Source organism: Nocardioides sp. OK12, from assembly GCF_024341885.1.
Taxonomy (GTDB): domain Bacteria; phylum Actinomycetota; class Actinomycetes; order Propionibacteriales; family Nocardioidaceae; genus Nocardioides; species Nocardioides marinisabuli.
Map to the genome: position 1 here is coordinate 259,161 of NZ_BNET01000001.1, position 21,313 is coordinate 280,473.

General features: G+C 74.0%; 17 protein-coding genes. 11 read left to right on the forward strand and 6 right to left on the reverse strand.

Going from position 1 to position 21,313, the window contains the following annotated elements; all coding sequences use genetic code 11:
* Positions 1–957, reverse strand: coding sequence for a DUF664 domain-containing protein (locus tag OCU29_RS01295; RefSeq protein ID WP_261818514.1), 957 nt, complete (start codon positions 955–957; stop codon positions 1–3).
* 92 nt (positions 958–1,049) lie between these two features.
* On the opposite strand from OCU29_RS01295, the gene OCU29_RS01300 reads away from it, so the two are divergent.
* Positions 1,050–2,015 (forward strand): YafY family protein, encoded by a 966-nt coding sequence (locus tag OCU29_RS01300; RefSeq protein ID WP_261818515.1) that lies wholly within the window; start codon positions 1,050–1,052, stop codon positions 2,013–2,015.
* Between the two features lie 22 nt (positions 2,016–2,037).
* Here the strand turns inward: OCU29_RS01300 and OCU29_RS01305 are convergent, their stop codons facing one another.
* A complete protein-coding gene (locus OCU29_RS01305; protein ID WP_261818516.1) occupies positions 2,038–2,754 on the reverse strand; it encodes a transporter substrate-binding domain-containing protein in 717 nt (238 codons plus the stop codon).
* Between the two features lie 94 nt (positions 2,755–2,848).
* The gene (locus OCU29_RS01310; protein WP_261818517.1) at positions 2,849–4,462 is read right to left on the reverse strand and encodes a bifunctional NAD(P)/FAD-dependent oxidoreductase/class I SAM-dependent methyltransferase; all 1,614 of its coding nucleotides are present in this window, start codon (positions 4,460–4,462) and stop codon (positions 2,849–2,851) included.
* Positions 4,463–4,555: 93 nt separating this feature from the next.
* Between OCU29_RS01310 and OCU29_RS01315 the strand changes: the two genes are divergently transcribed.
* Both OCU29_RS01315 and OCU29_RS01320 read left to right on the forward strand, forming a co-directional pair.
* Positions 4,556–5,143: a helix-turn-helix domain-containing protein gene (locus tag OCU29_RS01315; RefSeq protein ID WP_261818518.1), complete on the forward strand. Its 588-nt coding sequence runs from the start codon at positions 4,556–4,558 to the stop codon at positions 5,141–5,143.
* Positions 5,144–5,317: 174 nt separating this feature from the next.
* Positions 5,318–6,772: a GntP family permease gene (locus OCU29_RS01320; RefSeq protein ID WP_261818519.1), complete on the forward strand. Its 1,455-nt coding sequence runs from the start codon at positions 5,318–5,320 to the stop codon at positions 6,770–6,772.
* Between the two features lie 21 nt (positions 6,773–6,793).
* On the opposite strand, the gene OCU29_RS01325 is transcribed toward OCU29_RS01320, so the two are convergent.
* Entirely contained in the window at positions 6,794–10,189 is a 3,396-nt protein-coding gene (locus OCU29_RS01325; RefSeq protein ID WP_261818520.1) for an AfsR/SARP family transcriptional regulator, read from the reverse strand.
* 154 nt (positions 10,190–10,343) lie between these two features.
* Between OCU29_RS01325 and OCU29_RS01330 the strand changes: the two genes are divergently transcribed.
* Positions 10,344–10,949, forward strand: coding sequence for a hypothetical protein (locus tag OCU29_RS01330; RefSeq protein WP_261818521.1), 606 nt, complete (start codon positions 10,344–10,346; stop codon positions 10,947–10,949).
* On the opposite strand, the gene OCU29_RS01335 is transcribed toward OCU29_RS01330, so the two are convergent.
* Entirely contained in the window at positions 10,919–11,641 is a 723-nt protein-coding gene (locus OCU29_RS01335) for a FadR/GntR family transcriptional regulator (protein ID WP_179615736.1), read from the reverse strand. The two genes, OCU29_RS01330 and OCU29_RS01335, sit on opposite strands and share 31 nt — an antisense overlap.
* Before the next feature lie 88 nt (positions 11,642–11,729).
* Here OCU29_RS01335 and uvrA point away from each other — a divergent pair, with 88 nt between their 5' ends.
* The 3 genes from uvrA to OCU29_RS01350 all read left to right on the forward strand — a co-directional run bounded on the left by uvrA (position 11,730) and on the right by OCU29_RS01350 (position 16,278).
* Complete coding sequence (uvrA, locus tag OCU29_RS01340) at positions 11,730–14,219, forward strand: excinuclease ABC subunit UvrA (RefSeq protein WP_261818522.1); 2,490 nt, start codon at positions 11,730–11,732, stop codon at positions 14,217–14,219.
* A gap of 248 nt (positions 14,220–14,467) precedes the next feature.
* On the forward strand, positions 14,468–16,150 hold the full coding sequence (locus OCU29_RS01345; protein WP_261818523.1) for a sodium:solute symporter family protein: 1,683 nt from the start codon (positions 14,468–14,470) through the stop codon (positions 16,148–16,150).
* The gene (locus tag OCU29_RS01350; protein WP_261818524.1) at positions 16,147–16,278 is read left to right on the forward strand and encodes a putative transporter small subunit; all 132 of its coding nucleotides are present in this window, start codon (positions 16,147–16,149) and stop codon (positions 16,276–16,278) included. The genes OCU29_RS01345 and OCU29_RS01350 overlap by 4 nt, the downstream gene beginning before the upstream one ends.
* 26 nt (positions 16,279–16,304) lie before the next feature.
* Here OCU29_RS01350 and OCU29_RS01355 read toward each other — a convergent pair whose 3' ends face one another.
* The gene (locus OCU29_RS01355) at positions 16,305–17,279 is read right to left on the reverse strand and encodes a hypothetical protein (RefSeq protein WP_261818525.1); all 975 of its coding nucleotides are present in this window, start codon (positions 17,277–17,279) and stop codon (positions 16,305–16,307) included.
* 250 nt (positions 17,280–17,529) lie between these two features.
* Here OCU29_RS01355 and OCU29_RS01360 point away from each other — a divergent pair, with 250 nt between their 5' ends.
* The 4 genes from OCU29_RS01360 to OCU29_RS01375 all read left to right on the forward strand — a co-directional run bounded on the left by OCU29_RS01360 (position 17,530) and on the right by OCU29_RS01375 (position 21,267).
* Positions 17,530–17,943 (forward strand): hypothetical protein, encoded by a 414-nt coding sequence (locus OCU29_RS01360; protein ID WP_261818526.1) that lies wholly within the window; start codon positions 17,530–17,532, stop codon positions 17,941–17,943.
* 121 nt (positions 17,944–18,064) lie between these two features.
* Entirely contained in the window at positions 18,065–19,564 is a 1,500-nt protein-coding gene (locus tag OCU29_RS01365) for a M15 family metallopeptidase (RefSeq protein WP_261818527.1), read from the forward strand.
* 94 nt (positions 19,565–19,658) lie between these two features.
* Complete coding sequence (locus tag OCU29_RS01370; protein WP_261818528.1) at positions 19,659–20,846, forward strand: glycerophosphodiester phosphodiesterase; 1,188 nt, start codon at positions 19,659–19,661, stop codon at positions 20,844–20,846.
* A 10-nt stretch (positions 20,847–20,856) separates the two neighbouring features.
* The gene (locus tag OCU29_RS01375) at positions 20,857–21,267 is read left to right on the forward strand and encodes an HIT family protein (protein ID WP_179615743.1); all 411 of its coding nucleotides are present in this window, start codon (positions 20,857–20,859) and stop codon (positions 21,265–21,267) included.
* The last annotated feature ends 46 nt before the right edge of the window (positions 21,268–21,313 follow it).

Here is a 21,313-nt window from a genome sequence, read left to right on the forward strand (position 1 = left end):
TCAGCCGGCGGGACGCTGCATCACGCCGAGGACGTTGCCGAACGGGTCGACGACGCTGGCGCCGACGTACCCCGACCCGAAGTCCCGCGGGGCCCACTGGGTCGTGGCGCCCATCGCGAGGAGCCGTTCGTACGCCGCCGTGGCGTCCTCGACCTGCCAGTAGGCGATGACGGACCCGGTGCCGTCGGCGCGGTGCTCAGGTGCGAACGCGGCGTCCAGCAGGCCGAGCTCGCGCTCGTGCGGGCCGACCCGCCACTCGACGTACGGCCCCTGGGCGAAGTAGGGCTCGGCGCCGAGGAGCTCGGTGTACCAGGCCCGGGCCGCGGCGGGGTCGGCGGCGAAGTAGACGACCGTGCTGACCCCGGTCGTGAAGCCGGGGTCCGAGGGCGTCCACGGCTGCAGGAAGCCCAGGTCGCCCATCCCCTCCGCGGCGGCGACCAGCGGGTACATCGTGGCGCCGTCGAGGGTCTCGCGGATGATGTCGCCGTGGCCGGCGTGCCGGGCCAGCTCCTGGACCAGGTGGCCCCAGACCCACCGCACCGACCAGTGCTCGACGTCCTTCGGGAACCACGGCGCGTCCGGCACCGGGACGGGGGTCTCGAGGTCGACCCGCCGGGCCGCGTCGAGCGCTCGGTCGGCGACGTCGTCGTACTGCTCCAGCGCGGTGGCCAGGGAGTCGCCGGCGACGAAGCCGCGCTCGAACTCAGCCACACGTCGCTCGATCTCCGCCACCGGGGCGAGCGCCGGCGCGTGCTCCACCGAGTCGACCCAGTTGGCCGTCACGACGGTGACGTGGCGGACCAGGCCGCCGATCGAGAAGGCGCTCGCGCTCGGGGTGGCGGCGGCCTGCGCGTCGGACAGGCCGTGGGCCAGGGCCCGGAAGGCGTCGAGCTGCATGGACAGGTATCCGGCCAGGTTGTCCTGCTCGGTGGGGGCGGGTGGGGCCAGGAACGGCATCGGGGTCCTCCTCGGTCGTGAACTGCTGTCACTGCCCACGCTGCACCCGAACTAGGACAGGTCCTGTCCGCAGCCTGTGGCAGGTTGTCGGCATGGCCACCTCCTCGTCCGGTCCCACCGAGCGCGTCCTGCGGCTGCTGGCCCTGCTGCAGCAGCGGCAGGCCTGGAGCGGCAGCGAGCTGGCCGAGCGCCTGGGCACGACGACGCGCACGGTCCGGCGCGACGTCGACCGCCTGCGCGAGCTGGGCTACCCGGTCAACGCCACGCAGGGGGTCGCCGGTGGGTACCGCCTCGGGGCGGGGCGCGCCCTGCCGCCGCTGCTGCTCGACGACGCCGAGGCGGTCGCGGTCGCGGTGTCGCTCCGGCTCGCGGCCGGCGGGACGGTCGCGGGCGCCAGCGAGGCGGCGCTGCGCGCCCTGACCAAGCTCGACCAGGTCCTCCCGTCGAGGCTGCGCCACCGGGTCCACGGCATCCACGGCTCGATCTCGATCCTGGCCGGAGCGGCGCCCGCGGAGACCGTCGACGCCGACGCCCTGGTCGAGATCGCCGGTGCCTGCCGCGACCTGGTCCGCCTGGAGTTCGCGTACGCCGACCGCTCCGGCACGAGCAGCCGGCGGCGGGTCGAGCCCTACGGGCTCGTGGCGACCGGTCGGCGGTGGTACCTGATGGCCTACGACCTCGACCGTGAGGACTGGCGCACCTTCCGTCTCGACCGGCTCCGCGAGGTGCGGGTCAGCACGTGGCGGTTCACGGCCCGCGAGCACGAGGACCCGGTGACCTACGTGCACCGGGCCGTCACCTCGGCGCCGTACCCCCACCGGGTGCTGGTGCGCTTCCACGCCGCGGCCGAGGCGGTGCGGGCGGTCTACCCGGTCGCCGCGGTCAGCGTCGAGACCGAGACGGAGACCACCTGCCTGCTGCGCACCGGCGGCGAGGACCTCGCCATGGTCGCGGTCTACCTCGGCGTGGCCGGGCACGACTTCGAGGTGCTCGAGCCGCCGGAGCTCGCCGAGCACTGCACGGCCATCGGTCGTCGGTTCGAGCGCGCCGGACGGTGAGCCGCCGACGCCGGCGGACGCCTCAGGTGCGGGGCCCGGGCGGGGCGACCCTCGCGTCGTTCCTGCCGGAGCGGGCCAGCGCGTCAGCCACGAACCCCTCCGCCTTGAGGTCCTCGACGACGTCACGCAGGAAGGCGAGCGTCGCGGCGCTGCGGTCGCGGGTGGTGCCGACGGCCTGCGCGATCTCCATGAACGCCGGCTCGAGGACGCGGTGCCCGGGGTGCGCGGCGACGAAGTCCAGCACCGGCTGCCGGATGCCCGCCCCCACCTCGAGGTGCCGGTCGGCGAAGACCGTGGTGCCCTCGGCGCCGCGCACCACCTCCGCGTGCCGCAGGGTGCGGGAGAGGAAGAGGTCGTAGGCCGACCCGTCCTTGACCCCGACCCGCACACCCTCCCGGTCGACCTCGGCCGCCGAGCCGAGCGGGGACGTCTCCGCGACGACGTACACGCCCTCGATCACGACGTACGGCGCGGTGAACGCGACGCTCGCCTCCCGGGCCGGGTCGACGGCCAGGAAGCAGACGTCGGCCCGTCCCTGGACCATCGCCTCGAAGGACTCGCGGGCCGCGCCGCAGCAGGTGAGCTCGACCGGGACCCCGAGCCGGGCGCCGAGCTCACGGGCGAGGTCGACGGTGACACCCCGCGGCTGCTCGGCGGTGCCCTGCGCGAGCACCGGGTTGCCGAGGTTGATCGAGGCGCGCAGGGTGCCGATGGGGGCGAGGTCGCTCACGATGTCCACGGGTGCACTGTGGCACTCCCGGGTACCGCCGTCGGGAGGTTCGGGCCGGGTCGGCACGAGATATGGGCCGGGTCGGCGCGAGATTTGCGACGGGTCAGCGGCGCTGCAGGAGGACCACGCCGTCCTTCATGGTCGCCGTCTGCCGGCCGTCGGGGCCGGTCGCCTCGCGCTCCCGGATCTCGCACAGCACCACCGACCAGGCGTCGGGGTCGAGGGCGAGCTCGGCGACCTCCTCGACCGGCGTCAGCAGCTCGGGCATCGGCGAGGAGTGCTTCCCGTGGTCGTGCCCGTCCTCCTTCCGTGGCGCCCACGGCGGGAGGTCGGCCTCGGACTCGAAGACGTGGGAGACCAGCAGCAGGTGGCCGCCGGGCCGCAGCCGCGAGGCCGCGCGGCGCAGGACCTCGGTGCGGGGCAGGGCCACCTCGGAGTGCAGGAACGACGCGGTCACGAGGTCGAAGGTCTCCTCGGTGCGCCAGGTGGCGAGGTCGTGGGCGTGCCACTCGACCCGGTCGGCCACCCCGCGGGCCGCCGCGCCCTCGGCGCCCCGGGCGGTGGCGGTGTCGGAGATGTCGACCGCGGTCACCCGCCAGCCCTGCTCGGCCAGCCAGACCGCGTCGCCGCCCTCGCCACAGCCGAGGTCGAGCACGTCGCCGACCGGCAGGGTGGCCACGACGTCGGCGGTCGTGGCGTTGACGCGCCCCGACCACTTGCGGGGCGTGTCGGCGTAGAAGCCCTCCCAGTGCTCGGCGACCTGGTGCGCGGCCACCTGGGCCGCATCGAAGTCCTCCTCCACCAGCACGGCGTTGACGAACGCGCCGGCCTTGGCGCCGGCCGACATCACCATCGGCACGGCGGCCATCGGCTCGACCACGTTGCCGACCGCCCAGACCCGCTCGTGGATGGTGCGCCCGGTCGGGTCGACGGTCAGGAAGCGGCCGAACTGGCCCTCCTCGCGCCCGAGCGCCAGGCCGTCCAGGAAGCCGTCGTGGGGGGCCGGGTGCCCGAACGTGAAGAGGGCATCGACCTCGACCACCTCGTCGGCGGCGGTGCGCACGCCCGTCAGGGCGGCGCCGTCGCCCAGGACCTCGACGACCTCGTCGGGGACCACGCGCACGCCGCGGCTGGCCAGCCGTTGCACGACCGCCTCCTCGAGCGGCTCCATCGCGGCGCTGAGGAGCACGACGTCGTCGCTCCACTGCCGCAGCAGCTGCGCCTGGTGCAGACCCCACGGGCCCGTCGCGAGGATCCCGATCCGACGCCCGCGCACCTCCCAGCCGTGGCAGTAGGGGCAGTGCAGCACGCTGGAGCCCCACCGCTCGGCCAGCCCCGGCACCTCCGGCAGCACGTCGGTGATGCCGGTCGCCACCACCAGCGCCCGGGTGCGCAGCGAGGCGCCGGTGGCCAGCCGCACCAGCAGGGCGCCGCTGTCCGCGGCGAGGTCCTCGACCGCCTCGACCCGGCCCGCGCGCACCTCGACGTCGTACGCCGCCAGCTCCTCGCGTCCGCGGGCCACCAGGGCCGCGGGCTCGAGGCCGTCGTGGCCCAGCACCCCGTGCACGTGCGCGGCGTACCTGTTGCGCGGCTCGCCCGCGTCGACCACCAGCACCCGGCGCCGGGCCCGGCCCAGCATCAGTGCGGCGGACAGGCCCGCGGCCCCACCGCCGACCACGACCACGTCCCAGCTCTCGTCCCACTCGTTCATCGTCATGCGACCAGTTGACCCGGCCGCTGCTGATGTCGCAATGCTTCCTGCGGATATGGCAAGATGCGTCGAGAAGGACGACACGGAGGAGGAGCGCTGGTGGTCGACGAGCTCGCCCAGGTGGGAGCGCGGTTGCGCGCGGCCCGCAACGACCGCGGCTGGACCCTCGACGAGCTGGCCGAGCGGGCCGGCATGTCACCCAGCACGCTCTCGCGCCTCGAGTCGGGCAAGCGCCAGGCGAGCCTGGAGCTGCTGGTGCCGCTGACCCGCCTGCTCGGCATCCGGCTCGACGACCTGGTCGCGGCGGAGACGCCCGACCCGCGCGTGCGGCGCCCGCCCATCCGCCGCGAGGGCATGCTGATCCTCCCGCTCGCGCCGGAGGGCTCGCCCATCTCGACGTACAAGGTCAGCTTCCCGCCCACGAACGACCCGCCCGCGCTGCGCGTGCACGACGGGTACGAGTGGCTCTACGTGCTGTCGGGTCGGCTGCGGCTGCTGCTGGGGGAGCAGGACCTGGTGCTGACCCGGGGCGAGGCGGCGGAGTTCGACACCCGCACCCCGCACAGCCTGTCGGCCGTCGGTTCCCGCCCGGCCCAGGTGCTGAGCATCTTCAACGACGCCGGGATGCGCATGCACACCCACACCGCCGATGCGGAGCCGGCGACCGCGGGCGGACTCGCGACGTAGGTCCGGGCCGGGTCGGCGCGACATCTGAGCCGGGTCAGTGTGAGATCTGCGCCGGGTCAGCGTGAGATTTTCGCCGGGTCACGGTGGCCTGGCGGCGGGTCTTGCAAAAGATAGTACCTTTGGTGCACCCTCGTCGTGACCGACCCCACACTGCTCACGCCGCCTGGAGACCCGATGGAAGCGATCGCTCCCGCCCACGGCACCGCCACCCTGCTGCTCATCGCAGCCGCCGCGGTCGCCGTCCTGCTGTTCCTGATCATGAAGGTGCGCCTGCACGCCTTCATCTCGCTGGTGCTGGTCAGCCTGCTGACCGCGGTCGCCGCCGGCATCCCGCTGGCGCTGGTGCCCACCGCCCTGACCAGTGGCTTCGGCAGCACCCTGGCCTCGGTCGCGCTGCTGGTCGGCTTCGGCGTGATGCTCGGGCGCCTGCTCGAGGTCACCGGCGGCGCCCAGGTGCTCGCCGACACCCTCATCGGCCGCTTCGGCGAGGCGCGGGCACCCTTCGCGCTCGGCGTCGCGGCGCTGCTCTTCGGCTTCCCGATCTTCTTCGACGCCGGCCTCGTGGTCTTCCTGCCGATCATCCTCACCGTGGCCCGCCGCTTCGGCGGCTCGGTGCTCTACTACGCGCTGCCCGCGGCCGGTGCCTTCGCCGCGATGCACGCGATCGTGCCGCCGCACCCGGGCCCGGTCGCGGCCGGCACCGTGCTCGGTGGCGACATCGGGGTCGTGCTGCTGGTCGGCCTGCCCGTCGCCCTGGTGAGCTGGTACGTCGGTGTCTACCTCGTCTCGCGCCAGCTCGGCGCCCGCATCTACGTCGCGCTGCCCGACCTGCTGCTCGGCCCGGTCAACGGCGGCGGCAGCACCGACGCGCCGACCGACGTCGACGGCTCCACCGGCACCGGTGCCGGCACCGCCACGACGACCGAGACCCGCCTGGCCCCGCCGGCGTTCTCCACCGTCCTGGGGCTGCTGCTGGTGCCGCTGGTGCTGATCGCGCTCAACACCGTGCTCACCACCCTGGTCACCTCGGAGGTCATCGGGGAGGGCAACGGTCTCGTCGAGGCGCTCCAGCTGGTCGGCCAGACGCCGGTCGCGCTGCTGATCACCCTGCTGCTGGCCATCGCCACCCTCGGCCGCCACGGCCGCACCCTCTCCGAGACCACCCAGCTGCTCGACGACGCGCTGGGCCCGATCTGCTCGATCATCCTGATCACCGGCGCCGGCGGCATGTTCGGTGGCGTGCTGCGCGCCAGCGGCATCGGCGAGGCGCTGACCGGCTCGCTGTCCGGCCTGGGCATGCCGCTGCTGCTCCAGGCGTTCCTGATCGCCACCGCGCTGCGCGTCGCGCAGGGCTCGGCGACGGTCGCGCTCACGACCGCGTCGGGGCTGATCGCCTCGCAGGCCGAGGGCCTGCACGACGTGCGCATCGCCCTGCTGGTCGTCGCCGTGGCTGCCGGGGCCACCGTGCTCTCGCACGTCAACGACTCCGGGTTCTGGCTGGTCAGCCGCTTCTTCGGGATGGACGAGAAGACCACCCTGAAGACCTGGACCGTCATGGAGACCACGCTGGGCCTCACCGCCTTCGCCGCCGCGGTCGTGCTGTGGCCGCTCAGCGGCCTGCTGATCTGACCCACGCCGGGCCCGGCCCGCTCAGACGTCGCGCGCCCGGCGCAACCACAACGGTGCGTCGATGCGGGCACAGGTCCGGACGGCCGCGGCCCGGTGCCGCTCGGCGAGGGTGTCCTCGCCGAGAAGCCGGGCCATCTGGCCCAGGTGGAGGTCGACCGGGCCGGCACCGATCGTGGCGTTGTCGGCGAGCAGGCCCGCGTAGGGCGTGAGCGCGTCGTACAGGACCCTGGCCATGTCGGTGCGTCCGACGGCCCGGCACGCCGAGCACAGGTAGGCGACGCCCTGCAGCCACAGCATGTCGTAGGGCAGCGAGTGGAGGTCGGTGCTCACGAACTCGTCGAGGATCTTCTCGGCATCGGCTGCGCGCCCCACCTCGGCGAGTGCCAACGCATGAGCGGCCCGCCAGGCCGGGATGCCGTCGGCCTGGGTGGCGACCTGCGTCTCGATCTCGTCGATCAGCTCGTGCAACCGGCCCTGCATCCAGCGGATCGTGAACAGCTGACCGGCGAACCAGGTCATCGCGTCGGGCTGGTCGGTGGCCACTCCGAGGTCGAGCGCGGCGGCGGCGGTGTCCTCCGCCTCCACGAGGTGGCCGCGCAGCACCAGTCGCCCCGCCTGCCAGGTGCGCACCATCCACAGCCGGGAGTGGTGGCTCAGTGCGGTCGCGCTCCGGTCGGCACGCTCGAGGAAGTCGTCGGAGGTCTCCAGGTCACCGAGCATCAACGTGGCCTGGGTGTGGCCGACGGCCGCCATCATCTGCAGGCCGTCATCGCCGCTCCGGGTCGCGACCTCGAGCAGCTCGGCACTGATCCTCGCGCAGCCGCGAGGATCGCTGAACGAGGCGTAGGTGACGGCGTAGTGGTCGGCGAGCGTCCGGCCCAGCATGAGGTCGTCGCCGCACCGGCGCGCCAGCTGCAGCGCCTCGGTGCTGCGCCGGACGGACTCGAGGCGGCGCTCCGGGTCGCGCACGGTCTCCAACGACCACCCGGCGAGCAGGCGCGAACGGGTGGCGGGGTCCGCTTCGGTGTCGGCTGCGAGGGCGGCTTCGAGCACGGCGACCCGTTCGTCGTCGATCTCTGCGGTGCTCGACCACCAGCCACGACTGTTCGCCACGGCGGCGGCGGCCAGCCTCGCGGTGTCGCCCTCGGCCCGGGCGAGCTCGGCCGAGCGCAGCAGCGTGGTGCGGTACTCGGGGCGGCCGGCCTGGAGCTGGGCGATCCCCAGCTCGGCGAGCAGGTCGGACTCGCGGGCCGGGGGGAGCGATCCGGGGCTGAGGCCCAGTGCCCGGGTGTAGTGGTCGACCGCCACCGCCGGGGCCCGTTGCTCGAGCGCGGAGCGCCCGGCCAGGACCAGGTAGTGGATCGCCTCGGTCGTCGGTCCGACCACGGCGGCGGCCGCGAAGTGGTGGGCCAGCTGGTGGTAGTGCGACGCCAGGTCGACCAGGTGACGACGCTCGAGCGAGGTGGCGACCAGGCGGTGCAGCTCCGCCCGGCGCAGCGGGGGCACGGCGTCGTACAGGGCGGCCCGCACGACGTCGTGGGAGAACACGTACTCCAACCGGGGACCCGTCGACGCCTCGATCAGCAACGTGTACGCGGCCGCGTCGAGGCGGGCGTCGAGGTCGGACGCCTCGAGGCCGAGCACCTCCTGGGCCAGGGTCGGGTCGAAGCTCCGCCCGATCACGGCCGCGCAGGTCAGGAGCTCCTGCACCGGTGGGGGCAACCGGCCCACCCGCTGCTCGACGAGCTCGCGCAGGCCCTGCGGCAGGCCCGTGGCGGGGGCGCCCGCCGGACCGCGGGTGTCGACCGTCTGCCGGGCCAGCTCCAGGGCGAACAGGGGGTTGCCGCCGCTGGCCGCCTCGATCGACACGGCGAGGTCGCCCGGCGTGGGACCGGTGTCCGAGCCGGTCTCGATGCGGTCCGCGAGCAGCTCTTCGAGGTCGGCGCGCGACAGCCCGGCGAGGGGGACCCGGGAGACCTGCTCGGAATGGCGCACGAGGTCGGCGATGGCGGCGGTGGTGGCATGGGCGGGCTGGTGCTCGCGGTCACGGTGCGTCGTGACGATCACCATCGGCAGCGGGGTCGGGCTCCGCAGCAGACGGCGCAGGAGGAGCAGGGTGGCCTCGTCGGCCCACTGCAGGTCGTCGATGACGACGAGGAGCGGCTCCGTCTCGCACGCGTGGGCCAGCCACTCGGCGACGGCCTCGAAGAGGCGGTAACGCTCCGTCTCGGGGTCCGACGCCGGACCAGGGACGACCTCGGCGGCCAGGAGGGTCGACAGGCGGGGGAGCAGCCGCACGAGAGGCCCGGGCGAGCGTCCCAGGCACGAGGGGAGGTCGGCCGGCGCGCACGAGTCGACGTAGTCCTGCAGCATCTCCATCAGCGGCTGGTAGGGCACGGCGATCGTCTCGTCGCAGCGTCCGAACAGCACCCGGGCCCCACGTGCGCCGCAGCGGGCCGCGAACTCGGCGGCGAGCCGGGTCTTGCCGATGCCGGGTTCGCCGCTCAACGCCACCAGCCCGGGCCCCCGGTCCCGGCGCCGCCAGGCGGCCTCGAGCTCCGCCAGCTCCGGCAACCGTCCGCTGAACGGCGCCTGCACGCGTCGCGAGACCTCCTCGGGCAGGGTGCGACGCCCGTCACGCGCTGGCGCTCGGCGCACCGGGACGACCGACGGGGTCCGCGTGGTGCCGCTGTCGTCCTGCAGCACGGCTCGGTGCGCCTGCACGAGCTGCTGACCGGGCTCGAGTCCCAGCTCCTCGACGATCACCGTGCGCGCCTCCTGGTACGCCGCGAGCGAGTCGCCGCGCTGGCCGTCCTGGTGCAGGGCACGCACCAGCAGGGCCCACCACTGCTCCTGGAGCGGGTGCCGGGTCACCAGGGACCGCAGCTCGCCGAGGACTGCGGCCTGGTCGCCGCACGCGATCTCGGCCTCGATGCGGTCGGCCAGCACCCGGGTGCGCCGGCTCTCCAGCCCCGCCGCCACCGGACGCAGTCCGCTGACGTCGGACAGGTCCCCGAAAGCGGGCCCGCGCCAGCACCCCTCCGCGGCCCGCAGCGTGGCTGCGGCGCGCTCCGGCGTGCCCGCTGCGAGCTCGGCACGGCCCCTCTCGGCCAGCGCGGCGAACTCTGTCGCATCTAGGGTGGAGGCACCCGGCGCGAGACGGTAGCCGCCGCTCGACGCCTCGACGTCGACCGGCAGGGTGGCGCGCAGGCGCGAGACGTGGGCCTGCAGGGCATGGACCGGGTCGCGTGGCGGGTGCTGGCCCCAGAGGTCGTCGACGAGGTGGTCGGGCGACACCGGGTGGCCCTCGCTGGTCGCGAGCCGGGCGAGCATCGTCTGCTGCTTGCGTCCGCCGATGCGCAGGTGCTCGACGCCGACGCGGGCTTCGACAGGACCGAGGACAAGGACTTGGAGCATGGCACCTGGGATGACGACGTCGGGTCCTCGACCGTAGCGCCCCCGGCGCACCCCTGTGAGCGTTTTGTGAGGGCTCGGTGAGCGCCGCCTGCTCGGATGAGGGCCGGACCTCGGGGCGAGGACGCGAGGACGTGGACGAGAGGAGCCCGACAGCATGACGACACGAGCGAGCAGGTGGGGTGCGGCGCCCCCCGACGGGGGACCGGTGGCCGGCCCCACACCCAGGACCGCCATCGGCCTGGTTCTCACCGCCGTCCTGCTCGGCGCCGGCCTCCTCGGCGGCTGCTCGACCGACACGCTCGCCGAGAAGGGCATGGAGAAGGCGATGGAGGCCGGGTCCGGGGGCGACGCGGTCGTGGACGTCGACTCCGACGCCGGGACGGTGACGATCGAGGGCGAGGACGGGTCGCTCTCCGTCGGGGGCGGCGAGCTGCCCGAGTCCTTCCCCGAGGACGTGCCCCTGCCCGACCAGGCCTACCAGGTCGTCTCGGCCATGGAGCTCGGCGGCGACGAGGAGATGATCATGGCCGCGCTGCTCGTGCCGGGGGGCGACGTCGCCGGCACGGTGGAGCACCTCGAGGCCGGGTTCGAGGAGGCCGGCTACGAGCAGACCGGCAACCTGCGGCAGGACCTGGACGGCAACCACTACGTCCAGCTGCAGTTCACCGACGGCAGCACGACCGTGTCGTTGAACGTGGCCGGGTCCGACGACGAGGAGCTGTCGGTGAGCTACACGATCGGTTCGGCCGACGAGCTCTGAGGTCCAGGCCCCGTGGCGCCGGTGGCCCGCAGCACCTCGGTGCAGATCGCGGTCATCGCCTCCCGGGCCGACTCGGGCTCCCCGGCGGCGACCGCCTGCGCCACCAGCAGGTGCAGCCGCCGGGCCTCGGGCTTGGGGTGCGCCGGCATCAGGTCGTGGTCGGTGCGCCCGCGCAGCACCTCCTCGACCACGTCGCAGAGCCCCGCGAACATCTGGTTGCCCGACAGGTGCAGCAGCCGCCGGTGGAACTCGACGTCGTGCTCGAGGAAGGCCAGCAGGTCGCCGGCGGCCCCGGTCGTCTCCATCTCTCGGGCCAGGCGCAGCAGCTCCTCGCCGTCCTCGGTGCCGGCGCGCTCGGCCGCCAGCGCGGCCGAGGCCGGCTCGACCGCGGCCCGCAGCTGCGAGAGCTCCTGCAGGTGGGCGCTGCGCTGCGTCCCCTCGAGGCGCCAGCGCACCACTGCGGGGTCGTAGGAGTGCCACTCCGTGCGGGGCCGGATGCGGATGCCGGTGCGGCGCCGGCTCTCGACGAGGTTCATCGACGCCAGCACCTGCACGACCTCGCGCGCCACGGTGCGCGAGACGGCGTACTCGCAGCCCAGCCACTCCAACGTGATCGTCGAGCCCTCGGCCAGGGAGCCGTCGACGATGCGTGGGCCCAGGCTCGAGAGGACCTCCTCGTGCATCGTCGCCATGGCGCGAGCCTAGTCCCGCGACGAGGTCGCAGGGCGCGGCAGCCGCCGGGATGGTCCCGGGCGGGGCGCGAGCGGGTAGGACTGGGGCGTGCCCCACGACCCGAGCGACCACTTCGTCCACGTCCGCGGCGCCAGCGAGCACAACCTGCGGCACGTCGACGTCGACGTGCCGCGCGACGCGATGGTCGCCTTCACCGGGGTCTCCGGCTCGGGCAAGTCGTCGCTGGCCTTCGGCACGATCTACGCCGAGGCGCAGCGCCGCTATTTCGAGTCGGTCGCGCCGTACGCCCGCCGCCTGCTGCAGCAGGTCGGGGCGCCGCACGTGCAGGAGATCACCGGCCTGCCGCCGGCGGTGGCGCTGCAGCAGCGCCGCGGCGCGCCCAGCTCGCGCTCCAGCGTCGGCACCCTGACCACGCTGTCCAACCTGCTGCGGATGCTCTACTCGCGCGCCGGCACCTACCCCGGGGGCGCGGCGCGGCTGGGGGCCGAGGCGTTCTCGCCCAACACCGCCGCCGGCGCCTGCCCCGAGTGCCACGGTCTGGGGGAGGTCCACGACGTCGCCGAGGACCTGCTCGTGCCCGACCCGTCGCTGAGCATCCGTGACGGCGCGATCGCCGCCTGGCCCGGCGCGTGGCAGGGCAAGAACCTGCTGCGGGTCGTCAAGGCGGTCGGCATCGACGTCGACGCACCCTGGCACACGCTGGCCGAGAAGGACCGCGACTGGCTGCTCTACACCGACGAGCAGCCCCGGGTCCTGGTCGACCGGCGCGGCGAGCCCGACGACTCCACCGGCCGCGACTACCACGGCACCTTCTGGAGCGCCCGCAAGCACGTGCGCCACGTGCTGGCCGACACCAAGAGCCAGATGATGCGCGACAAGGCGATGCGCTTCGTGCGCGCCGTCAGCTGCGCGACCTGCGCGGGCACCGGTCTGCAGCCGGCCTCGCTGGCCGTCACCTTCCGCGGGCACTCGATCGCCGAGGTCAACGCGCTCTCCTTCCTCGAGCTCGTGGCGCTGCTGCGGCCGATCGCCGAGCTTGACGAGGCCGGCGCCGCGACCTCGTCGGCCGACTCGGGGGAGGCCACCGAGGTGGCCGTGCGGCTGTGCGCCGACCTCGTCTCGCGGGTCGAGGTGCTGCTCGACCTCGGCCTGGGCTACCTCTCGCTGGGGCGCAGCTCGACCACCCTGTCGCCGGGCGAGGCGCAGCGGCTACGGATCGCCACCCAGCTGCGCTCGGGCCTCTTCGGGGTCGTCTACGTGCTCGACGAGCCGTCGGCGGGGCTGCACCCGGCCGACGCGGAGCCGCTGCTCGACGTGCTCGACCGGCTCAAGGAGGCCGGCAACTCGCTCTTCGTCGTCGAGCACGACCTCGACGTCGTGCGCCGCGCCGACTGGGTCGTCGACATCGGGCCCGGCGCCGGCGAGGGCGGCGGGCAGGTGCTCTACTCCGGGCCGGTCGCCGGCCTCGAGCACGTCGAGGAGTCGGTCACCGGCGCCCACCTCTTCGGCCGGGTCGAGCCCGAGCAGCGCCAGCGCCGCACGCCGCACGGCTGGCTGCACCTGCGCGGCATCAGCCGCCACAACCTCGACGACCTCTCGGTCGACCTGCCGCTGTGCGCCCTCACCGCCGTCACCGGGGTCTCGGGGTCGGGCAAGTCGACGCTGGTCACCCAGGTCCTCGCCGAGCTGGTGCGCCGCCACCTGGGCCAGGCCCCGGACGACGCCGAGGACGACGCCCTCGAGATCGACGTCGACGACGCCACCGGGCTGGAGTCCTTCGACCGGCTGGTGCGCGTCGACCAGCGACCCATCGGCCGGACCCCGCGCTCGAACCTGGCCACCTACACCGGGCTCTTCGACGCGGTCCGCAAGCTGTACGCCGCCACCCCGGAGGCGCGCGAGCGCGGCTACGGCGCCGGCCGGTTCTCCTTCAACGTCGCCGAGGGCCGCTGCGAGACCTGCCAGGGCGAGGGGTTCGTCTCGGTCGAGCTGCTCTTCATGCCCGGCACCTACGCCCCGTGCCCCGCCTGCGGGGGCGCCCGCTACAACGACGAGACGCTCGAGGTCCGCCACCGCGGCCTGAGCATCGCCGACGTGCTGGCCCTCTCCGTCGACGAGGCCGCCGAGGTGCTGGACGACGTGCCGGCGGCGGCCCGCAGCCTGGCCACCCTGCGCGAGGTCGGGCTGGGCTACCTGCGCCTGGGCCAGCCGGCCACCGAGCTCAGCGGCGGCGAGGCGCAGCGGATCAAGCTCGCCACCGAGCTGCAGCGCGCGCGCCGCGGGCACGCCCTCTACCTCCTCGACGAGCCGACCGCGGGGCTGCACCCGGCCGACATCGCGCTGCTCGTGGCCCAGCTGCACCGCCTCGTCGACGCCGGCAACACCGTGGTCGTGGTCGAGCACGACCTGGCCACCGTCGCCGGCGCCGACTGGGTCGTGGACCTCGGACCCGCCGGCGGCGACGGCGGCGGGCGGGTGGTGGCCACCGGCACCCCCGACGACGTCGCGGCGGCCGAGGGCAGCGCCACCGCGCCGTACCTGGCCCGGCACCTGCAGCAGCGGGCCGGCACGACGTAGCCGCTGGAGGGACCCGGGTCGGGACCCGGATCCGGGGCGGCCTGCGGCGTTGCTATGGTCCAGCCATCCGCGGGTCGCGAGCGACCCGGACAGTTCCTCGTAGGAGTCGTCGACCGATGCGCAACGGTGCGCGTCGACGCCCTGTGCCCCCCCCTTGTACGCAGCCGCCCCCCGGCCGGCGCGACGGGCAGCGCGATGCGCAGGGTGTGCCGACGCGCGCCCTGCGACCAGCGTGGAGGAGGTGGCGCATGATCGGGCTCGACTCGGCTCCGTTCGGCGCAGCGACGGCGATCGGACTGATCGTCTTCTTCTACGGGGGCACCTTCTGGGTGTCCTCGCGGATCGGCAAGAAGCAGGAGAACGCCGACGACTACATGACGGCCGGCAACAGGGTCGGCTTCGGGATCTCGGCGGCCAGCATGACCGCGACCTGGATCTGGGCCTCGTCGATGTACGCCTCGGCGACCTCGGGCTACACCTACGGCATCTCGGGCCCCATCCACTACGGGCTGTGGGGGGCGCTGATGATCCTGTTCATCTACCCCTTCGGCAAGCGGATCCGGGCCGTCGCGCCGCGGGCGCACACCCTCGCCGAGGTGATGTACGCCCGCCACGGCCGCTCCAGCCAGCTGATGCTGGCCGGCTCCAACGTGGTCGGCAGCCTGATCAGCCTGATGTCGAACTTCATCGCCGGCGGCGTGCTGATCTCCCTGCTGACGCCGTTCGGCTTCATCCAGGGCGTGGTCACCGTGGCGGCCGGCGTCCTGCTCTACACGCTGTGGTCGGGCTTCCGGGCCTCGGTGCTCACCGACTTCGTGCAGGTGATCGGCATGCTGGGCGCGGTCGCGGTCATCGTCCCGGTCATCTTCCTCGCCGCCGGCTTCCCGGCCGCCTTCGAGACCGGGGCGGCCAACCTGACGCCCCAGCAGGGCAGCTTCTTCTCCAGCGAGGCGTTCCTCAACCAGGGCGCCCCCTACATCGCGGCGGTCCTGGCCTACGCGATCGGCAACCAGACGATCGCCCAGCGGCTCTTCGCGGTGCGCTCCGACCTGATCAAGCCGACCTTCATCACTGCGACCGTCGGCTACGGGGCCATGGTCATCGGCGTCGGCATGCTGGGCGTGCTGGCCCTCTACCTGGGCTTCGAGCCCGAGGGCGGCGACTCGAACAACCTGATCCCGGGCATGGCGGCGCAGTACCTGCCGCCGGTGCTGCTGGCGGTGTTCTTCGTGATGATCATCGGCGCGCTGTCCTCGACCGCCGACTCCGACCTCTCGGCGCTCTCGTCGATCGTGATGACCGACGTCTACGGGCAGAACGTGGCCGGCAAGGCCGACGCGGACCCGCGCACGATGCTGCTGATCGGGCGGGCCACCATGGTGGTGGCCACCGCGGCCGCGGTCGCCTTCGCCAGCCTCGAGCTGAACATCCTCGACCTGCTCGTCTTCGTCGGCGCGCTGTGGGGCGCCCTGGTGTTCCCGGTGCTGGCGAGCTTCTACTGGGACAAGGTCACCAACAAGGCATTCACCGTGTCGGTCGTGGCCGCGCTCGCGGCCTTCCTGCCGGTGCGCTTCGGGTGGGTCCCGATGACCGGGCCGACCGGGCTGCTGGTCGACGTCCTGAGCGTCGTGGGCATCGGGGTGGTGCTGGGGCTGATGGTCTTCGGCTTCCTCGGGACCCGCCCGGCCCAGGTCGTCGGGGTGCTCGCGATGGTGGTCTCGGCGCCCTTCGTGATCGGCTTCCTGCACGACTACGCCACGCTCAGCGGCTCGTTGGTGGCCTACGCGGTCAGCACCGTCGTGTGCTGGGCGATGTCGGTGGGCCAGGAGGAGCGCTTCGACTTCGCCCACATCGCCGAGGCCACCGGTGACTTCGACCGGGCCGCCCCCAGCGACGACGACCCGCACGCCTTCAGCGAGGAGATCCGATGAACCCCACCGCCCTGACCCTCTACGTCCTGATCTGGCCCGTGGTGGTGGCCGCGGTCCTCTTCATCATCGGGCGGGCCTTCGCCCGGGAGTGGGCCGAGGCGCGTCGCGAGGGGCGCGACCTGGTCTGACACGACGCCGGCCGGCCCGGGCGACCTCAGTCGCTCGGGCCCCCGAGGTCGGGGGAGACCAGCACGAGCGGGGTCCGTCGACGCAGCACCAGCGGCAGCATCGAGCAGGCGACCAGCGCGAGGAAGCCGCTGATGATCTTGTCGCCCAGCGAGACGACCAGGTTGGCGAGCGCGATGGCGGCCTCGCGCACCCCGGTCAGCTCGAGGAAGGTGACGGTGAGGAAGTTCTGGCTGTGGACCACGGTGCCGAAGTACCAGAGCAGCAGGGGGACTGCCAGCGCCGAGCAGACGAAGGCCACCACCACGTTGAGCCCGAGGAAGCGCGGCAACGAGCGGCCCATGGCGAAGCGGCGCACGCCGTAGCCCCACGTGAGCGCTCCGGCCACGTTGACCAGCGCGAACGGGATCGACGAGGAGCCGCTGACCGCGGCGCCCGCCAGGTTGCTGGTCAGGCCCACGCCCGCGCCGAACCAGGGGCCCAGCGCGATGGCGGCGGTGGCGGTGCCGACCATGTCGAGGTGGATCGGCAGCGTGAGCTGGTCGACCAGGAAGCGCCCGACGAGGTTGGCGACGACGCACAGCGCCATCAGGACCAGGACCAGGCGCAGCGAGGGCGGTGACCACACCGCGGCCGGGGACTCGGTCGGGGACTCGGGGGCGGTCGTCTCGTGCGGGGTCGGGGTGACAGGTGGCTCGGGCCGGCGGCGGCACTCGGCCACCCACGTGTCGACGTCGTGGTCGTCGCCGCCGAGCACGGCCGCGATCTCGCGGACCAGCTCGAGGTTGACCCGCGCCCGGCCGGTGCGGAAGGCGTCGTAGACGGTGGTGCGGGCCACCCGCGCCTCGTGCTCGCTGCGCCCGGCCTCGCTGCGCAGGCGCGCGACGCGCCGCGCGATCTCGCCGTACGACGGCTCGCCGGCCTGGACGCGCAGCTGCTGGAGCCGCGTGGTGAGGGGGTCCCACTCACCGGTGTCACGCGACTCGGTCGGCGTGTCGGTCATGACCACGTCCTCCTCGAGCCGGGCGCCGGGCGGTCCGGGGGTGCCGTCCGTGCCCACCCACTGTACGGAGCCGCGTCCGGGTTGTTCGGATTCGTTCGGGACTTTGCTGACGCTGGTGGAAATCGCAGGTCAGGGCCTAGAACTGGTGGTGTCGGCGTCGCGGGGCCGGGGGGCCCGTGACGACGACAGGCGCCCGCATGCCCCGCCGAACGCCCCGCGCGCCCCGCACGCCACATCTCCGAGGAGCTGCATGAGCATCACCGCCACCGACCCGTCCGGGGTCACGTGGTCGTCCCACGAGTTCACCGCCGACCTGAGCCACCTCGTCTTCGACGAGGAGGTCGAGGCCGACCGCGAGAACCTGGTGCTGAGCCACGAGCTGCGCGTCGACGAGACCCACCTGCACTTCGCGGGCTCCGGCGGGTCGCTCTTCTACTGGATCTTCTCGTTCCGCTGGCAGGGTGAGCAGTGGCACGGCCAGCTGCACGAGTCGCGGCACCGCGACCTGCTCGTCACCCAGGCCCGCGCGGTGATGGCCGGCTTCCTGCCCTTCAGCCGCTTCAAGGCCACCGCCGCCGAGGTGCGGGCCGAGCAGCAGGACTACACCACCGACGACCTGCGCGGCTTCGGTCGCCGCTACCGCCTGGCCAAGCTCGGCTGGTAGCCGACCCGGCCCATATCTCGCGCTGACCCGGCCCGAACTTCGCACCGACCCGGCGCAGATCTCCCACTGACCCGGCGTCGGGGTGGCCCGGCCCGCCGCGCGCGGCGGGCACACTGTGCGCGTGCATCTCGGAGCCGCACGACCCTGCCGCCAGCCCACCCCCCGCCCCCGCCGCCTGCTGCTGGTCCTCGCGACCGCCGCGACGCTGCTGGCGGTGCCCGTCCCGGCCCTGGCCGGGGTCGAGGACCCGGTGCCACCAGGGCCACCAGGGCCACCCGGGCCACCCGGGCCGCCCGCACCGTCCGCGACGGTGCTCGAGGCCTCCGCGCCCGCCCGGTACGCCGGTGACGCCGTGCCGGTGCGAATGGTGCTGACCGACGCGGCGGGAGCACCGGTCACCGGCGCGCCGCTGCGTCTCGAACGGCGCGTCGGGGGCGCGTGGAGCGAGGTGCCGGTCGCGGCGACCGACGAGAGCGGCGCGGCCACCGCCCAGGTCGAGGCGGCGCGGGCGCCGAAGGACAACCGGGTGCGGGCGACGTACGACGGCGACGAGACGCACGAGGGCTCGAGCACCGGGCTGGTGCGCCTGGCGCTGCGCCGCCGCAACGCCGACGTGCGGCTGCGCGGGCCCGGCAGCGTCGTCGACGAGCAGTCGGTGGTGCTGCGGGTGCGGGTGACCACGGGAGCCGGCGACCCGGTCGAGGGGCCGGTGCAGCTGCTGCGGCGCGCCGGGAGGCGCTGGGTCGAGGAGCGAGCCCTGCGCCTCGACGAGCGCGGCCGGGCCGACGCCGAGGTCGCCCCGCGCGTCGACACCCGCTACCGGGCCAGGCTCGCGCAGCGGCCGTGGCTGGCCCGGGGCACCAGCACGGTCCACCGCCTCGACAACCGCCCGCCGGGCACCCCGGTGCGCCTGCCCGCGGGCGCACCAAGCCCGCGCCGCTCGCTGCCGGCCCAGGCCCGAGCGGTGGGGGAGGGCCCCAACGCCGAAGTCTCGCGGATCCCCGGCGGGGTCTGGAAGCAGATGACCGGCCGCAGCTGGCACGCCGGGTGCCCCGTGGGGCGCGACTCGCTGCGGCTGCTGCGCATCAACTACTGGGGCTACGACGGCTACCGCCACCGCGGCGAGCTCGTCGCCCACGCCGACGCCGTGGGGCGGATGAGCCGTGCGCTGAGCGGCATGTACGCCCGCGAGCTGCCGATCCGCTCGATGTACCGCGTCGACCGCTTCGGCTGGTCGAAGCGGCTGCAGGGCGCCGACGACCACGCCTCGATGGCCGCCGGCAACACCTCGGCCTTCAACTGCCGCCAGGTCGTGGGTCGGCCCGGGGTGCGCTCGCCGCACTCGTGGGGCCGCTCGCTCGACCTCAACCCGTGGGAGAACCCCTACCGGACCTCCGGCGGCTGGCTGCCCACCGGCTGGTGGGTCGGGCGCGACCACCCCGAGGTCGCCTGGCGCTCGGGCTCGCACGCCGTCGTGGCGCTGCTGCGCACCCACACGCTGCGCTGGACCTACGGCACCGCCGACGCCCACCACTTCGACGCGCGCGCCGCCGGCCGGACCGCCGGTCGCGGGGACCGGCCCGACCTGCCGCCCGAGTGCGACCACGTGGTCTGCCACTGATCGTCCGGCGCGACCACCGCTCCGACCGCTCACGTTCACGCGCCGCCCGCCGCACGGTCACCCGACGTGCGGCCGGAGGCCCGAAGGTCTGCCCATGACCTCTCGGACATCTCGGTTCCCCCTGCCCTCCACCGCCCTGACCACCCGCCTGGCCACCGGCCTGACCACCGGCCTGCTCGGCGGTCTGAGCGCCGTCCTGGCCGGCTCCCTGCTGCTGGCTCCCGGTGCCGCGGCCGCCCCCGACCAGCGCACCCGTGCCGTCGAGCAGCTGGCCACGCCCGTCGTCGTGGCCCACCGCGGCGCCTCGGGCTACCGGCCCGAGCACACCCTCGCCGCCTACCGCCTCGCGATCCGGCTCGGCGCCGACTACATCGAGCCCGACCTCGTCTCGACCCGCGACGGTGTGCTGGTGGCCCGCCACGAGAACGAGATCTCGGGCACCACCGACGTCGCCGACCACCCGGAGTTCGCCGACCGGCGCACGACCCGCACCATCGACGGCCGCGAGACCACCGGCTGGTTCACCGAGGACTTCACCCTCGCCGAGCTGCGCACCCTGCGTGCGGTCGAGCGGCTGCCTGGCGTGCGCCCCGACAACACCCGCTACGACGGCCGCTTCACGGTGCCCACCTTCACCGAGGTGCTGCGGCTGGTACGCCGGGAGTCCAAGCGCACCGGACGCACGATCGGCGTCGCGCCCGAGACCAAGCACCCCACCTACTTCGACTCCGCCGGGCTCAGCCTGGAGGAGCCGCTGCTGGCGGCCCTGGAGCGCTTCGACCTGGACCAGAAGCGCAGCAAGGTCCTCATCCAGTCCTTCGAGACCACCAACCTGCGCGAGATCGCCGCGCTGACCAAGGCCCCCGTCGAGCAGCTGATGAGCGGCTCGGGCGCCCCCTACGACCTCGTGGCCGCCGGCGACGACACGACGTACGCCGACCTCGCGACGCCCGCGGGCCTCGCCGAGGTCGCGACGTACGCCGACTGGATCGGCCCCGAGAAGTCGATGGTCGTGCCCCGCACCGCCGACGGGGCGGCCGGCGAGCCCACCGCCCTGGTCGACGACGCCCACGCCGCGGGCCTGCGGGTGGTCGTCTACACCGTGCGGGACGAGAACCAGTTCATGCCCACGACCTACCGCCGCGGGGTCGACCCCGACGCCAAGGGCGACGTCTTCGCCGAGATCACGGACCTGCTCGACGCCGGCATCGACGGCCTCTTCGCCGACCACCCCGACTCCGGCGTCTTCGCCCGCGACGAGTGGGTGCGCGGCCGCGGCTAGCCTGCGGGGCATGACCGACTGCGTCTTCTGCAGCATCGTCGCCGGCGACACGGAGGCCGACCTCGTCCTCGAGACCGAGGACCTGGTCGGCTTCCTCGACCAGCGGCCCGTCTTCAAGGGCCACGTGCTGCTGGTGCCGCGCCGGCACGTGGTGACCCTGCCCGACCTGCCGGCGGCCCTGCGGGACCCGTTCCTGGCCGCGGCGCAGCGCATCGCCGGCGCCGTCGTCGACGAGCTCGGGGCGCAGGGCAGCTTCGTGGCGATCAACAACACCGTCAGCCAGTCGGTGCCCCACCTGCACCTGCACGTGGTGCCCCGCACCAAGGGCGACGGCCTGCGCGGCTTCTTCTGGCCGCGCCAGAAGTACGCCGACGGCGAGCGGGCGGCGTACGCCGCGAGACTGCGCGCAGCCCTCGACTGAGTCGCGGCTATCGTGCAGACGGCGCGGTGAGCCCACCGCGCGAGCG

Coding starts and splice junctions, on each gene's coding strand:
- OCU29_RS01295 (WP_261818514.1), bottom strand. CDS start 957: ATGCCGTTCCTGGCCCCACCCGCCCCCACCGAGCAGGACAACCTGGCC.
- OCU29_RS01300 (WP_261818515.1), top strand. CDS start 1,050: ATGGCCACCTCCTCGTCCGGTCCCACCGAGCGCGTCCTGCGGCTGCTG.
- OCU29_RS01310 (WP_261818517.1), bottom strand. CDS start 4,462: ATGACGATGAACGAGTGGGACGAGAGCTGGGACGTGGTCGTGGTCGGC.
- OCU29_RS01320 (WP_261818519.1), top strand. CDS start 5,318: ATGGAAGCGATCGCTCCCGCCCACGGCACCGCCACCCTGCTGCTCATC.
- OCU29_RS01325 (WP_261818520.1), bottom strand. CDS start 10,189: ATGCTCCAAGTCCTTGTCCTCGGTCCTGTCGAAGCCCGCGTCGGCGTC.
- OCU29_RS01330 (WP_261818521.1), top strand. CDS start 10,344: ATGACGACACGAGCGAGCAGGTGGGGTGCGGCGCCCCCCGACGGGGGA.
- OCU29_RS01335 (WP_179615736.1), bottom strand. CDS start 11,641: ATGGCGACGATGCACGAGGAGGTCCTCTCGAGCCTGGGCCCACGCATC.
- OCU29_RS01345 (WP_261818523.1), top strand. CDS start 14,468: ATGATCGGGCTCGACTCGGCTCCGTTCGGCGCAGCGACGGCGATCGGA.
- OCU29_RS01350 (WP_261818524.1), top strand. CDS start 16,147: ATGAACCCCACCGCCCTGACCCTCTACGTCCTGATCTGGCCCGTGGTG.
- OCU29_RS01355 (WP_261818525.1), bottom strand. CDS start 17,279: ATGACCGACACGCCGACCGAGTCGCGTGACACCGGTGAGTGGGACCCC.
- OCU29_RS01360 (WP_261818526.1), top strand. CDS start 17,530: ATGAGCATCACCGCCACCGACCCGTCCGGGGTCACGTGGTCGTCCCAC.
- OCU29_RS01370 (WP_261818528.1), top strand. CDS start 19,659: ATGACCTCTCGGACATCTCGGTTCCCCCTGCCCTCCACCGCCCTGACC.
- OCU29_RS01375 (WP_179615743.1), top strand. CDS start 20,857: ATGACCGACTGCGTCTTCTGCAGCATCGTCGCCGGCGACACGGAGGCC.